The sequence below is a fragment of the Mycoplasmopsis arginini genome, from assembly GCF_965278885.1.
Taxonomy (GTDB): Bacteria; Bacillota_I; Bacilli_A; order Mycoplasmatales; family Metamycoplasmataceae; genus Metamycoplasma; species Metamycoplasma arginini_B.
Genome location: NZ_CBDIHE010000003.1, coordinates 1 through 14,427 on the forward strand (window position 1 = coordinate 1; position 14,427 = coordinate 14,427).

Annotated in this window: 12 protein-coding genes and 2 tRNA genes; 7 read left to right on the plus strand and 7 right to left on the minus strand. The window is 25.5% G+C overall.

The window, feature by feature from the left end:
* Positions 1 to 116: 116 nt before the first annotated feature.
* The 5 genes from ACQW0Y_RS01175 to rplA all read left to right on the plus strand — a co-directional run bounded on the left by ACQW0Y_RS01175 (position 117) and on the right by rplA (position 2,344).
* Positions 117 to 190, plus strand: a tRNA-Gly gene (locus ACQW0Y_RS01175).
* Positions 191 to 195: 5 nt separating this feature from the next.
* Positions 196 to 269, plus strand: a tRNA-Gly gene (locus ACQW0Y_RS01180).
* A gap of 132 nt (positions 270 to 401) precedes the next feature.
* Positions 402 to 1,001 carry an FMN-dependent NADH-azoreductase gene (locus ACQW0Y_RS01185; protein WP_427867372.1) on the plus strand — a complete coding sequence of 200 codons (600 nt, stop codon included), beginning with the start codon at positions 402 to 404 and terminating at the stop codon, positions 999 to 1,001.
* A gap of 207 nt (positions 1,002 to 1,208) precedes the next feature.
* Entirely contained in the window at positions 1,209 to 1,652 is a 444-nt protein-coding gene (rplK, locus tag ACQW0Y_RS01190; protein ID WP_427867373.1) for a 50S ribosomal protein L11, read from the plus strand.
* Complete coding sequence (gene rplA / locus ACQW0Y_RS01195; RefSeq protein WP_268164568.1) at positions 1,652 to 2,344, plus strand: 50S ribosomal protein L1; 693 nt, start codon at positions 1,652 to 1,654, stop codon at positions 2,342 to 2,344. Before rplK ends, rplA begins: the two co-directional genes overlap by 1 nt.
* A 35-nt stretch (positions 2,345 to 2,379) precedes the next feature.
* Here rplA and eno read toward each other — a convergent pair whose 3' ends face one another.
* A complete protein-coding gene (eno, locus tag ACQW0Y_RS01200) occupies positions 2,380 to 3,756 on the minus strand; it encodes a phosphopyruvate hydratase (RefSeq protein ID WP_427867374.1) in 1,377 nt (458 codons plus the stop codon).
* A 125-nt stretch (positions 3,757 to 3,881) separates the two neighbouring features.
* On the opposite strand from eno, the gene ACQW0Y_RS01205 reads away from it, so the two are divergent.
* Positions 3,882 to 4,586, plus strand: coding sequence for a hypothetical protein (locus ACQW0Y_RS01205; protein ID WP_427867375.1), 705 nt, complete (start codon positions 3,882 to 3,884; stop codon positions 4,584 to 4,586).
* Between the two features lie 49 nt (positions 4,587 to 4,635).
* Positions 4,636 to 6,042, plus strand: coding sequence for a trigger factor (gene tig / locus ACQW0Y_RS01210; RefSeq protein ID WP_427867376.1), 1,407 nt, complete (start codon positions 4,636 to 4,638; stop codon positions 6,040 to 6,042).
* Between the two features lie 123 nt (positions 6,043 to 6,165).
* Here tig and ACQW0Y_RS01215 read toward each other — a convergent pair whose 3' ends face one another.
* Genes ACQW0Y_RS01215 through mip form a run of 6 tightly spaced genes read right to left on the minus strand, consistent with a single transcriptional unit; the run spans position 6,166 to position 14,419 of the window.
* Positions 6,166 to 8,289 carry an MSC_0620 family F1-like ATPase-associated subunit gene (locus tag ACQW0Y_RS01215; RefSeq protein WP_427867377.1) on the minus strand — a complete coding sequence of 708 codons (2,124 nt, stop codon included), beginning with the start codon at positions 8,287 to 8,289 and terminating at the stop codon, positions 6,166 to 6,168.
* On the minus strand, positions 8,273 to 8,746 hold the full coding sequence (locus ACQW0Y_RS01220; RefSeq protein ID WP_427867378.1) for an MSC_0621 family F1-like ATPase epsilon subunit: 474 nt from the start codon (positions 8,744 to 8,746) through the stop codon (positions 8,273 to 8,275). Before ACQW0Y_RS01220 ends, ACQW0Y_RS01215 begins: the two co-directional genes overlap by 17 nt.
* Positions 8,746 to 9,654 (minus strand): MSC_0622 family F1-like ATPase gamma subunit, encoded by a 909-nt coding sequence (locus tag ACQW0Y_RS01225; RefSeq protein WP_427867379.1) that lies wholly within the window; start codon positions 9,652 to 9,654, stop codon positions 8,746 to 8,748. The genes ACQW0Y_RS01220 and ACQW0Y_RS01225 overlap by 1 nt, the downstream gene beginning before the upstream one ends.
* A 1-nt stretch (position 9,655) precedes the next feature.
* Entirely contained in the window at positions 9,656 to 10,165 is a 510-nt protein-coding gene (locus ACQW0Y_RS01230; protein WP_427867380.1) for an MSC_0623 family F1-like ATPase-associated protein, read from the minus strand.
* Positions 10,152 to 11,618 carry an MSC_0624 family F1-like ATPase-associated membrane protein gene (locus tag ACQW0Y_RS01235; protein WP_427867381.1) on the minus strand — a complete coding sequence of 489 codons (1,467 nt, stop codon included), beginning with the start codon at positions 11,616 to 11,618 and terminating at the stop codon, positions 10,152 to 10,154. The genes ACQW0Y_RS01230 and ACQW0Y_RS01235 overlap by 14 nt, the downstream gene beginning before the upstream one ends.
* Positions 11,618 to 14,419 carry an Ig-specific serine endopeptidase MIP gene (gene mip / locus ACQW0Y_RS01240; RefSeq protein WP_427867382.1) on the minus strand — a complete coding sequence of 934 codons (2,802 nt, stop codon included), beginning with the start codon at positions 14,417 to 14,419 and terminating at the stop codon, positions 11,618 to 11,620. The genes ACQW0Y_RS01235 and mip overlap by 1 nt, the downstream gene beginning before the upstream one ends.
* Positions 14,420 to 14,427 lie beyond the last annotated feature (8 nt).

A 14,427-nucleotide genomic window follows, 5' to 3' on the forward strand; every position in this document is an offset into this window, starting at 1 on the left:
ATGGCGCCAGATTACTTACGTATACTGGAACGCCATATTTTTAATTTTTAAAAATAAAATATTTTTTTATTTTTAACAAATTGTATTTTTTTGGTTTATAATATATATCGCTATTTGCGAGTGTAGTTTAATGGTAGAACTTTAGCCTTCCAAGCTAACTACGTGGGTTCGATTCCCATCACTTGCACCATTATTGCGGATGTAGTTCAATGGTAGAACATCAGGTTGCCAATCTGAATACGAGGGTCCGATTCCCTTCATCCGCACCATATTAAAGAGACTTGGTAAATTCCAAGTTTTTTTATTTTTTACATATTAATTTTTATTATTAATTAGTTAGTAATCTAATAATATATAATATATTATTAATAATATATATTAATAATTTAGGGGGATTTATTATGTCTAAAGTTTTAGTTTTATATTCTTCTCCAATAGCAAAAGAAAAATCAGCTACATATGCTGTTACAAAAAAATTTATTGAAGAATATAAAAAAAATAATAATGAAGATGAAATTACAGAATTTGATTTAAATCAATTAGAAATGTCATTATCAGGAATGAATTCTAATAATTTTAGTTCTTTTTTTAATGAAGAACTATCAGATAAGTATATTGAAATATTAAAAAATACAGATAAATTAATTATTGCATCGCCAATGATCAATTTTAATGTTCCAACTGTATTAAAAACATTTATAGACCGTATTGCTGTTGCTAATAAAACATTTTCTTATAAATATGCTAAAAAAGGTAGCTCAATTGGTCTTTTAGATCATTTAAAAGTGCAAATTATTGCATCGCAAGGCGCTCCTTATGGGTGATATTTATGGGCAAGTCATGTGTCTTATTTAGAAGGAGTATGAAATTTTCTAGGTGCCAAAGTTACAAAAACAATATTAATAGATGGAACAAAAGTTGCACCATTTAATACATATACACCAGAGCAAATTGTTGAAACTAAAATTGAAGAAATAAAATCAACAGCAACTAGTTTTTAAGGTTTAAAAAGGCTTAAAATAAGAAGAAAAAAAGAAGACAAAAGATAAATTTAACTATTTTGTTATTTTCATCTTTTTTTATTTGGTTATTTTTATAAAAAATAACTAATTCTGGTATAATTCCAGTTGCAATGTTAAATTGCCTAAAAAGTGGAAGAATTTTCAATAAATTCGTTAGAACCACAATTATCGAAAGGATTTTATAAAATGGCAAAAGAAATACAAAAGAAAGCCAAATTACAGTTTATGGCCGGCCAAGCAAAACCGGGTCCTGCACTAGCTGGTGTTGGTATTAACATGCCTGAATTTACAAAAGCATTTAATGACCAAACAAGAGAAAGAGGAGCTGAACCAGTTCCTGTGTTAATTACCGTATACAAAGATAAATCATTTGATTTTAAATTATTTACTTCACCTACTTCATTTAAATTAGTACAAGCTTCAAAAGTTAAAAAAGGTAGTGGAGTTCCAAACAAAGAAAAAGTTGGTTCAATTTCATTAGAACAATTAAAAGAAATTGCTGAATACAAAATGCCAGACATGAACGCTAACACAGTTGAAGCTGCAATGCGTCAAGTTGCTGGCACAGCAAAAAATATGGGTATTACAATTGATGGCTATGAAGAATGATTAAAAGGAAGTGCTAACTAATGGCTAAAAGAGTTACAAAAAATGCTAAAGTTTTAAAAACATTAGTTAACAAAAAAGATGTTTATTCATTAGCAGATGCTATTGAATTAGCAAAAAAAGCATCATTCGCAAAATTTGATGAATCTTTAGATATTGCTATCAAATTAAACCTAGATACTAGAAAATCAGACCAACAATTACGTGGAGCTGTTGTGTTACCAAACGGTACAGGTAAAAGTGTTAGAGTTTTAGTTGCTACCGATGAAGTTTCAGCACAAAAGGCCGCTTTAGAAGCTGGTGCAGACTTTGTTTATGCATCTTCTGAATTACCTGAAGTATTAAATCAAGATAAATATAATTTTGATGTTATCGTTGCAGATCCTAAAATGATGTTAGTTTTAGGTAAATATGGTAAAAAACTTGGACCTAAAGGTTTAATGCCTAACCCAAAAACTGGAACAGTTACAACAAACCCTGCGAAAGCAGTTGAAGAACTTAAAAAAGGTAAAGCTAATTACCGTGCTGATAAGGGTGGAATTATCCATGCTTCAGTTGGTAAAAAATCAATGGCTACTGAATTATTAGTTCAAAATGCTGAAACTTTAATCCAAACAGTTAAGAGATTAAAACCTCAAACAGTTAAAGGAACATATGTTTTAAACATTGTAGTTTCAACTTCAATGGGTGCAGCTGTTAAAGTTAAAATCGACTAATATAAAAACTCGGGAAAACCCGAGTTTTTATATTATTATTTTAAGTTAGAAAAAGCTTTCGAACCCAAATACACACTTTTTTCTTTTAGTTCATCTTCAATTTTTAATAATCTATTATATTTAGCAATTCTATCTGTTCTTGACATTGAACCAGTTTTAATTTCATTAGTACTAAAGGCAACTGCTAAATCAGCAATAAATGTATCTTCTGTTTCTCCTGAACGATGCGATATAACGGGAACTAAGTTAGCTTGTTGGGACATTTGAATAGCTTTAATTGTTTCTGTTAATGAACCAATTTGATTAATTTTAATTAATGAAGCATTAATTGCTTTTTTATCAATGGCCATTTGAATATATTTAGGGTTTGTTACAATTAAATCATCACCTACTAATTGAACCTTTTTGCCAAATTTCTTTCTCATTAAAACAAATCCATCTCAATCATCTTCATGGTGCGAGTCTTCGATTGATATAATAGGATAATTTTCAATTAAATGACCAAAGTATTCTACTAATTCTTCAGAACTAAATTCATATTTATTTTTGGCATAAGCCTCAAAACCTGGTCTTTTTTCTAATAAGGCTTTCTTAAACTTTTTAAAAATGTAAGTTTTTGTTTCGCTATTATATAATTCTGAACAAGCAGCATCTAAACAAATACCAATAGCTTTTTCTCCGCTTGTTGCTGGATTAAATCCAGCTTCTTTTATAGCATTTACTAAAAAGTCTAAAGCCTCTTCATGAGTGTGTAGATTTGGAGCAAAACCACCTTCATCTCCGACTTGAGTTCCGTGTCCTGCTTTCTTTAATAATTTAGCTAATGTGTGAAAAACTTTGTTTGCCATCTGTAATGATTCTTTAAATGTTTTAGCACCAATTGGCATAATCATAAATTCTTGGAAATCAATAGTATTCGAAGCATGTTCTCCACCATTAATTACATTTAACATCGGAACAGGTAAACTAAAAACATTATTGTCAATATTTTTTAGAGAAGCTAAATATTCATATAATGGTTTTTTGCTTTCAATTGCAGCTGCTTTTGCACATGCTAAAGAAACTGCTAAAATCGCATTTGCACCAAATTTTGATTTAGTTTCAGTTCCGTCTGCATGAATCATTAAATTATCAATGATTTCTTGTTTTTTTACATCAATACCAACTAATAGTTTTGATATTTCATTATTAATATGATCACAAGCAGTTTGAACTCCCTTACCACCAAATCAATTACTTTCATATTGAGTATTTTTATCTCTTAATTCAAGCGCTTCTTTCGAACCTGTTGATGCTCCAGAAGGAACTAGGGCCTCTGCAAATGCTTTCTTAGTTGTTAATTCAACTTTAACAGTTGGATTACCTCTACTATCTAAAACTTCATAAGCATAGATTTTTTTAATTTTAGACATTATTTTCTCCTTAATTGTGTTTAATGTTGTTTATAAAAAATAATCTAATATAAATTATAAATTATTTATAAATTTAAATAAAGGATTATTAAGATTAATATTTTTAATAGTGTAAAATTCTATTTATGAGTAATTTATTAGAAAAAGAATTTAATACATTTATAGACGAAATTAGCAAGATTAGATACGAAGATCCCTTAAAAGCAGTTTATCTTTTAGATGAAGGAAAGAAACAATTTCCAATTAGTGCAATGCAAAACGAGATTGAAGCTTTTAGAAATACTATTTTGTTTCAAATTAAGAAAAACAATTTAAAGGTTAAAACTAGTTTGGATACATTATCTTTAATTAATTCATTAAAAAACAAAAAAATGGACTATATTTTTATGATTACATACAATGAATTAAAGAATCGTGATTTAAACGAGTTTGCTTCAGAGTTTCAATACTTTTTTAATGGAGAGGGATTTGATAACTCAGGATTTCAAACGTTAATTTATGACCTTTTACAAACAAAAGAAATTGATTATGAATACAATGTTCAAAAAGAATTTATTAATCCAAAGAAAGATGGTTCTTTTTTAAAAAATGAATCAATTGCTAAATTAGAAAAAGAAATTTTATTGCTTTTTAAAGAAGATGTTGCTAAAAGTAAAATTGCAAGACAAGTTTTTAGTGCTTATCTATTTAAAAACTGAGTTAATATTTTAAAGAACAAAACATCAAACGAGTATGACGCAATTATAAATGTAACTAAAGTTTTATTCAACGAAAAAGATGAAGAATCTTTGAGTGAAAACGAAAAAACCTTATATGCATTATTTAAATAAATAATGTTATAATATTAACAATATTTTTTATTCAAGGAGAAAAGAAAAAATGTCAAGAAAATTTAATAAAGAAAATACAGAACTAATTATTGACTATTCTTTAGAAGGTGAAGCTTGAGCAAAAGCTTATGACAAGGCTAAAAAAGACTTAGCAAAAACTGTAACAGTTCCTGGTTTTAGAAAAGGAAAAGCACCATTATTTGAAGCTCTAAAAAAGATTGATCCAGTTAGAATTTTTGATAAAGCTATTAACGACAATTTAGAACATGTTTATAAAGAACATATTATTACCCAAATCGAAGATAACGATAAAATAGTTGACAATTATAGACCAGCTTTTAACATTAAAGAAATTGATTTAGAAAAAGCGGTTTATGAATTTATTTTTCCACTATACCCTGAAATTAAATTAGGTGATTATAAGAAAATTGAAACTAAATTATCAGATTCTAAAGTAACAGAAGAAGAACTAACAACAGCAAAAAACAAAATTTTAGAAAATTATGTTGTTATGATTGATTCAGAAGAACCTATTAAGTTAAATGACCACGTAAACTTTGATTTTGTTGGATTTATTGATGGCGAAAAATTTGATGGTGGCGAAGCTGAAAAATTTGATTTAGTTATTGGATCAAACCAATTTATTCCTGGATTTGAATCACAAATGATAGGTCTTAAAAAAGGTGAAACAAAAGATCTTAACTTAAAATTCCCTGAAACATATCACGCTAAAGATTTAGCAGGAAAAGACGTTGTATTTAGAGTTACAATTAACTCAATTAAAACTGCAAATTATCCAGAAGTTAATGATCAATTTTTAAGTGAAGTTAAGGTTAATCCGCTTGTAACTAATTTAGAAAGTTTTAATGAATTTGTTTTAATTTCAGCTTTAAAAGAAAAATTACATAAAAATAGTTCAGAGTTTGTTGAATCTGCAATTAATGAAATTATTTCAAAATCAAGCGTAACATTATCAGAAATTTTAATTAGTGAAGAAGCAGAAAGATACTACAAAGGTTTTATGCAACAATTAAAACAAAAAGGTATTAGTGAAAGAGATTATATTGAATTTGCAAAAACTACTAAAGAAGATATCTTAAAACTATACAAGGAAGAAGCTAAGAAGAATTTAACTAAATCATTTGTATTTGGAAAAATTGTTGATGATGAAAAATTACATGTTTCAGCTGAGGATTATGAATCGAAAATTAATCAATTAGCTAATTTATATGGATTAAAACCAGAACAAATTAAAACATTTATGCCATTCAAACAATTTGAACAAGGTGAATTACCAAATAAAATTTTTGAAAAATTAGCAGAATTAAATGATGCAAAGAGTTTCGCTGAATACAAAAAAGAAAATGAAAAAGTTTTAGCATACAACAAAAGAGCAGAAGAAGCTATTGTTGCAGTAGCAAAAGCTAAATCACAAGAAAAATCTGAAGAAAAATAATTAAATTATTATAAATTTAAAATATGGCCAATTGTACTTTTGTATAATGTAGGTCATATTTTTTTAAATTAAAAATTTTTAAAACAAAAAAGTCAGATAAATTTCTGACTTTTCTTTAATTTATTATAAAGCAATCATCACTACTGATAGAAGTAACACAACTAAAACTATAGTAATTGTTAAAATCGATAGTTTATTTAATTTTAATGATTTTAATTGTTTGCTTTTTACTGCTATAAAAATAATTGATGCTAAGGCTACTATTATAGAAATACTTAGTAATCCATAACCAACTTGGTTTAATGCTCTTTTACCATTATTTTTATTATTGTTAATTTGAATATCCGCTTGAAAATATGCTTTGCTAAAATTGTCTTGATCTTTCTTATCTGTTAATTTTTTATTATCAACTAATAAAGCTAATGTTGCAAAATTGTCCATAATTTCTTTAACTGATTTTGTGTAGTAATCATATCAATTAAAAATATTTAAAGTTCTTGATCCAGTTGATGCTATTAATCTTGAAATTTGTTTATTTAACAAGTCATAATAATGATTTACAATATTTAAATCAAAACCATTCTCATCAAAATTTCTTTTAACAATTTCGGCATTTAATTTAATAATTTCTTTAAATCTTAATAAAACAAATTTTAATGAGTTAGATAAACTATAGAAATAATCTGCGCCATTAATTGTTGATGAAAATAAACTTGTTAATAATAAATAATCTGAATTTCTAATATTTGATTTTAAAGTTGTATCATCATTTGGATTTTTTAGGTATGAAAGTGCCGCATTTGTAATTATCTTATTTGCTTCTTCTACATATGATAATTTATTTGTTAATAGAACACCTGTTCCAACTAAATTATAAAGCGCATCTCTTAAAATATCATTTCTTAATTCGTTATAATTGATTTTATCATCAACACCTAATGCAGTAAATATTTTTCCAAATAAGTTTTTATTTGAATTAATAATTTTTTCATATACATAATTTAAGGCTTCTTGTTCTTTTGAGTTATCAATTGATAATTCTATTTTATATGAACGAGATTTTTTAGTATCAACACGATCAGTAATTTTAACTGTTGCCACTAAAGTTGTATTGTTTTTATTATCTAATGCAGTAACTGAGTATTCATATCTTGTGTTAATTGCATTATTAAAGAAGAACATTTTTGCTTTAATTTCAGCACTAGCATTGTCAAAATAACTTTTTAAATTAGAAGCTGTTTTGGTAGTATGGACAAAGTTAACATTAGGTATTAAACTTGGTAAAGCTTGAATTTGTTCCTCGGTGTCTACTTTCTTATTTGGTTTATCGCCAGGCACTAAATCAGGCTTATTAATTGGTTCATCTTCTTTCTTTTCAATTTCCTCTTCTAAAGTAAAGTTTTTATTTTGATTTAAGTCAAATTTAACAAACTTTTTATGAAGTTTTGAGACAATATATTCTTCTCATGAAGCAAAGTCTTTTGGATGTGTAAAGCTAAAACCATTGATTGTATTTTCTTTATCTGTTCAACTTCCGAATTTAATGTTGATGTGTTCATTAATTTTAGGAATATCTTCAGTATCATACATCATTTGAGGTAATTCTTTAGTTAAAGCACCGAAGTAATCTTTAATTAATTTTTCAAGCTTATCTTTAGTTATAGCATTTAATTCTTCTTTTCCTTTGGTGATTTTTCCATCAGGTTTAACTTGTTCTGAGTAATTGGTTTTTGTATCTTTACCAATTTTTATGTCATCAAATTTTTCGCCTTCATAATCCACTTTTGAAATATGATAATTCTGGTTAATTGACATCACATAAGGAAAAACAACGGTAAAACCAAAGTTATTGGTATGTTGGGTTTTTAAACTTTCCTTATTTTTTTCTAGATGTTGTTTTAAAACTTGGATATAAATTAATTTTTCAATATTGTTTTTAAAATCTTTATCTAAATCTTTTAATAATTTTTCTTTTTCGTTATCAAGGAACTGTATTGTTAAGTCTATAACTCTTTCAACACCCTTTTCCACTTTTTCTTTAGCTAAGTTTGCAAAAGTGTTAAAGTTAGGGTCTAATTTTGGTTTTTCCGGTGTTGAAGGTTTTGATGGATTTGAAGGATTTGAAGGAGTGGTATTTCCTCCTTCACCTTCAGATACTTTATTATATGAAGCTGATACTAAAGCAAAAGGTGCAAAAGGTATTGCACTAACTAATCCTAATGATAATAATTTATTTTTTATTTTCATAATTAATCTCTTTTACTATTTTTAAGTTTTGTTCCATTTTTAAAATATATAGTTTTTGCTTCAATAATTTTTCTTCCATAAATTGATCTAGACTTAAACCAATTTTTTGTAATGATTCATAATAATTTATTTTATCCATCACTTCCTTGATTAAAGGCTTATCAAATTTTGCTTTCTTATTTTGCTTATAAATTTCCATTTTATTAAAAGTATTAATTTTGATTTCATTATCGTTAACAATAATATTTGTATTGATTAGGAACAAATAGAATTCTTTATTTTCATCTAAATCTTTAATTTTAACAACTGTATTTTCATAGGCCATTATTGAATTTAAATCAGCTAATGCTCAATCATCTTCGTCATCGATATTAATAAATAATTGTCCATTTCTAATTAAAAGGTTTTTATTAACAATAAAATTAATGTTAATCTTAAATGTGCTATTTGTTGCCATTATTTTTTACCTCCAAAACCTTCATTAGATCTTGTTAATAAAACAATTTCTTCAATTTCTTTTTCACGTTTAGTACGAATTATTTTCTTTTTGATTTTGATAATTTCTTCTTCAATTTGGTTAATTATTTTATTTGTTGTAACTAAGTCATTTTTAGCATTATAGAACGAAGATTCAATTAATAATGAATAAATAGCATTTTCTAAAAAGATATTAATCTCGTTTTCGATAAAATCTTCAATACCAGGGTAAATTTTATAATCGCTAATATCAAATAATGTTTTTTCTTCATCCATTTCGCTAACTAATTTATTCACGTCAAACTGATCGATAGGAAGAATGGTGAAATAACTGTTATAGTTTTTGTTTGTATTAAGGACAAAATTAACTTTATTGTAATTATTGTCAATGTGTAAGATTTTAACAAATTGACTTATTATTCAAGCTATATTATTAGTTTGCTTATCTTCTTCAGCAAAAGATTTAATAACGTTGAAATTATTTTGTTTACAAAATTCATTTGCTCTTTGTCCAATAGCAATAAAATCATCCTTTTTAGGATTAACATTTTCTAATAATTTTTTTTCATATCTACTATATGAGTCTGTTGAATATTTTTGATTTTCAGTTAAATAAATTCATAATACTGATTTTCTTTTGAAAACATTCTTGATTTTTTGCGAAAGCTTGCTTTCTTTTTGTGAGTCATTAATCAATTTATTTTTAATAGCATATTTTTCTTTTATAGCTTTAATTAAGTTAATGTTTAATAAAGCATTAGAAATATTAAATTTTAACTTTCTAGTTAACTTCATAATATCAATTAGAAGAATATTTTTTGAGTTATTTACTTTTGTTAAAATACCTTCTAAATTTTGAAGTTTTTCTTCTCATTTTTTTAAATGCATACTATCACCCTAAAATATTTTTCTCATTGTAAAATATGTTTAATAAATTGTTTTGATTATCACCTTTGATAATAACGTTTTCAAATATTTCGATATAAAAATTATTTGCTAATAAGTTATTGATTTCATTATTTAGATATAATGTTATGTTTTCTTTAATTAAACTTGAATTTGTCTTTAAATTTATAGCCTCAAAATTTGTTGCAGGCTTATCTGTAATATATGGAACTAAATAAAAATTATTTAACTCTTTATCTAATTTAAAAGAAACTATAAATTTATCAAAAATAATTTCTTGTTTATTTAAAAAAGCAGTTTTTAGTAAATCTAATAATTTATTTATTTCTTTGTTTTTAAAACTTGTTGTACTTTTTAGTAAAATTGTTGAAATCAACTTATCAAAAGAAATAAATTTATCCTGTTTTTTTACTTCATCAAAAGAGGCATTTAATAAATCTATTTTTTTTGTAGTTTCTTTAAATAGATTTAATTCTTTTTTATTTACTTTCATTAATTACCTCCCTTATTGCTTTATTTTTTCTTGTAATAACGTTTAATGTTGAAATTAAATTAATAATAGTTGCAATGTTAAATGTAAATAGTAAAACAAGTGTTGAAATAACAAAAATTTGATCTAATGATAATAATGAAGAAATATTATAGAAACTTTGATTATTGTTAGCTAATAATAAGGCATTTAAACCATTAATTATTAATGTAGATACAATTAAACTAACAATTAATTTCAAGAAAATAGAAACATATATAGGTTCGTTTGTAGTTTTAAATTTGTAAATTAATAAACTAATAACACTAAATAATGAAGCAAATAAAATAGTGATGTTAGTTACAATAATTTCTTGATTTTTTAAACTTACTATTGCAGTTACTATTCAAATTAATGTAAGAATAAAACCTGTAAAAATAGTGTTTAATAACACACCCTTAATTCTTAGTTTTTTAACAAAATTTACTAAAACATAAGATAAAAATATTAAACTAATAAAAATTAAACCAATTAAGTATAAATAATTTTTTGAAGGTGAATCCGCAATAATAACATCTGAACTTTTCTTATAAAATAAGGCTCTAATAAATCATATTAAACTTGTAAATGTTAAAGCAATATATAATAATAATTTTTCTCTTGTATCAGTATTTTTGTTTTGTTTCGAAGCAATTAACATAATACGTTCAAAATTTATTCCAAGTACAAGTAAACTTATTATTAGGAAAAACATAATAATATAGAATAAGTTCTTTGCATCTTTCTTTGAAAACATGTTTACAAAGAATTGATGAACAATATTATTATTTAAAAAGTCATTTTTATCACCTTTAATTGAAAATACTCAAATTGATAAGATGACGATAAAAGTTAATACTAAAGCAATTCTTGAAAAAATTGAAATTACTATTGCCTTTTTATTTTTGTAAACTAAAGGATTTGTTTTTCTTTTTAGTTTATATGTATAAACTGAATATGAAATGTCAATTAATAATAAAGGAATTGATATAAAGGATAAACCATAATAATCCATTGTTTCTTGTTTGAAAAAAGTAAATAATAATACCACTGAAACAATTGAAAACAATAGATAAATTACGAATCATGGGATGTATTTTTTAGTTGATTCCTTGTGCGTAAATATATTCGAAAAGTTTTTTGTAATTGTGTATATAAAGATACTGATTAATAAAAATAATCTAAATAATGCTAAATAATTGATCCGTTCAGTTGTTAAACTAGAAAATTCTAGAAAATATTCAATATTACTTTTAAAAAACAGTTTGTTTGAAAAAATTGTTGTTGGTGCAAAAAATAAAATTAAACCTGATAACAAAACAAAAAAGCTAATTAAAATTAATTTTAAAGTTGTTACTAATGAGTTTTTCTTTTTATTATTTAGCATCGACTCAAAATCATCATAAATCTTCTTCTCTTTCACTTGGGAATTAACCATTATATTTCACCTCCTCTTGTAAATTTAAATTTATTTGGAATATTTTCATCATTAAGACCTTCTGAAAATAAGTTTGTTCTTTCTAATTGTGGGTAAAGAAGTTTTAAAGCTTGTCTATATGATTTGGTTTGGAATTCTCCGCCACCATAGATTAAGTCATATTGTGGTAAATTGTAGTTTCCAAATAAACCATTATAGTTAAACCCTTCTGATCTAAATGCAACTGAAAGACCCATTCTAGCTATGTTATTAGTTGCATGGTGTACTGCTACTAATTCATTGTTTTGATTTCTTACTGAAGAACCTGAAGAACCGCCAGTTGGTGCTCATCTTCTTGGCATATATTTTAATGCCATACTCATATACTTCTTACCTTCGTGTTCATATAATTGTCCACTTAATAAAGGCGATGTTAAAAATGAATCCAAAATACCAGGTTTGTCAGCAAATGAACGATAACCAATTTGGTATGATAAAAAGTCTCCACGGTTTAGATTTTCTTCAGGAAATGATGAAGGACCGTTTTCGCCACTAGTAATTTTTGCATCATAATATTCTGACTCAGTATTAGTTCATAAACTAAATGAACTTCCTCATTTAGCTCTTTCCTTTTGATCATCATCTTGATATGGTTTTAAATAAAAGTCTGTTTTTGAACCAGGTCATCCGACAGCATATAAATTATCTAATGATTTGCTTATTTTTCCTCTTAAAGGATAATTGATTGCTTGATAATCATATAAATAAGATTTGTCTCTAAATTTAATATGAACATCAGGGTTATTAGCATAATTGTTAGTAATCTCTTTAGCTAAATTAAAGTTATTTTGACTTGTAAAATTGTAAGTAACATTACTATCATTTGAAATAGCAACAAAAGATTGTGCCATTTTTTCAAAGTCAATTTCTATAACCGCAAAATCAGCAAATTCTTCAACGTCTTCATAAATTGCTTTTTGACGATCTGATAAGAATTCTTTGGGACTTTTACTTAAATAATCTGTTGCTGTAAAAACTGTTCGAATTGCACTTGGATCTTCATTTGAAAACGAAGTAATATTATCGTCCATACTTGAAATTCTTAATTTAGCACCAACCTTAATATCGTTATTAATTTTAGTTATTGTAAAGCCTTTTAGATTTTTAGTAATTGCTTTTGCAACGTGAGCATTTGTTCCGAAATATCATTTTGTTGGATATTTTCCATTAGATACTGGTTGATAATCAAGAACTCATATTGTTCCTGATTCAGAAAGTGATTCTCTTTTAGTATTAGCTCTCGCTTGATATTCAACAATTTGCTTTCTTAAAATTTCGATTTCTTTTTCTCTTGTATGAGTTTCGAAAAAACTAATTGTTTTATCATAATCTTCAAGAATTTTTCTTTTTTGTTCATTTAAAGAATCGGTTAAATGAACGTCTTGATTATTTTTAATTTTTTCATTTCACTCTTCTTCAATTTGAACTCTGTTGGTACGCAATTCTTCTAATCTTTGATTAATTTGATTTCTAAAAGTTGTTTCATTATTAGCATCTTCTCAAAATTTAATTGAATTTTGTGCGTTAGTAATTTCTTTTTCAAAAGTGTTGTAATTATTTAATGTTAAAGAAAAAGTTTGGTGGGCTATTTTTAGAAATTGTTCATTAACAATAGTTCGAGCAAGCCCGATTGTTTGATAAATATTCTTTTTACCCAATGAATCGATAGCGCTAGCACCTTTTCCTACTTCATCTGCATATATTTCTAAACCATCATACGAACCGTCTTGATGATATGTAGGAACACTAAAACCTTTATAAGCAGAGTTATCATACGAATCTAATTTTAATTCTTCAGCCTTAGCATCAAATTCTCTTTTCTTAGCTTCATAAATAATTAAGTTTGGTCTTAAATCAGATAAGCTGTTTACATTTTTTGTGAAACTTAAATTTTGTTTTAAAGCTTTTAAATACTCTTCGTTATCTTTTTTAAATCTTCCAAATTGGTCTAATTTTTCGTACTTATCAAATTCGCTTAAATTAGCATTATTTTCTGATCCGTTCCCATTTGGTTTATTACCTTCGTTATCAGTATTAAAAGGATTATGTTTCAACCCATCTAATTTAAAAATAAAGTTCTTTTGAGTATTTGTGGCTTTATTTCTAAACACAAGATTTATTTTAGCATGTCCAGTTGTATTAGCATTGCTTTCTAAAATAATATTATTAACAATAAATTCTATTTTCTTATTTAGCTCTTCACTTTTTGATTTTACCTTTAATGAAGATGCTTGATTTTGAAGTTCACTTGGATAAATATGTGCTTTTTCGTGTTGAGGAAAGAAACTGTTAAAATCTAAATCAAAATTAGTTTCAATATTTTGTGAGTTAGTTAATTCACGAAAATCATTTTCAAATCTAGCATCAGGGTAATCTAGTTTTGGGTCAACTTTAGGATTATTACTATTTTCTTCGTTAATTTTTTTATAGTTATTTAATTCGATTGTCAACTCATTAATTAAATCTTTAATGTTATTTTTTGTTTTTCTTAAAGCAATTAAGTCCGTTTCTTTACTTTCAATATTTTCTTTGTAATCATTAATGATTTTTGTTGATTCTAAAAACGCTTTACTTTTGTAAGAAGTTTTATTTTCAATTTTTATTTCGTTAATTACCTTATTTAATTTATCAATACTTTCTTCAATTAAACGTTTTTCTTTTGAGATTTCATTTTCACAAGAAATTAATCCAAAAGCAGGTAATAAAGTAATTGTTCCGCCTAATAAACTTGTTATTAAAATTCTTTTTTTCTGTTTATTCATCTTAATAC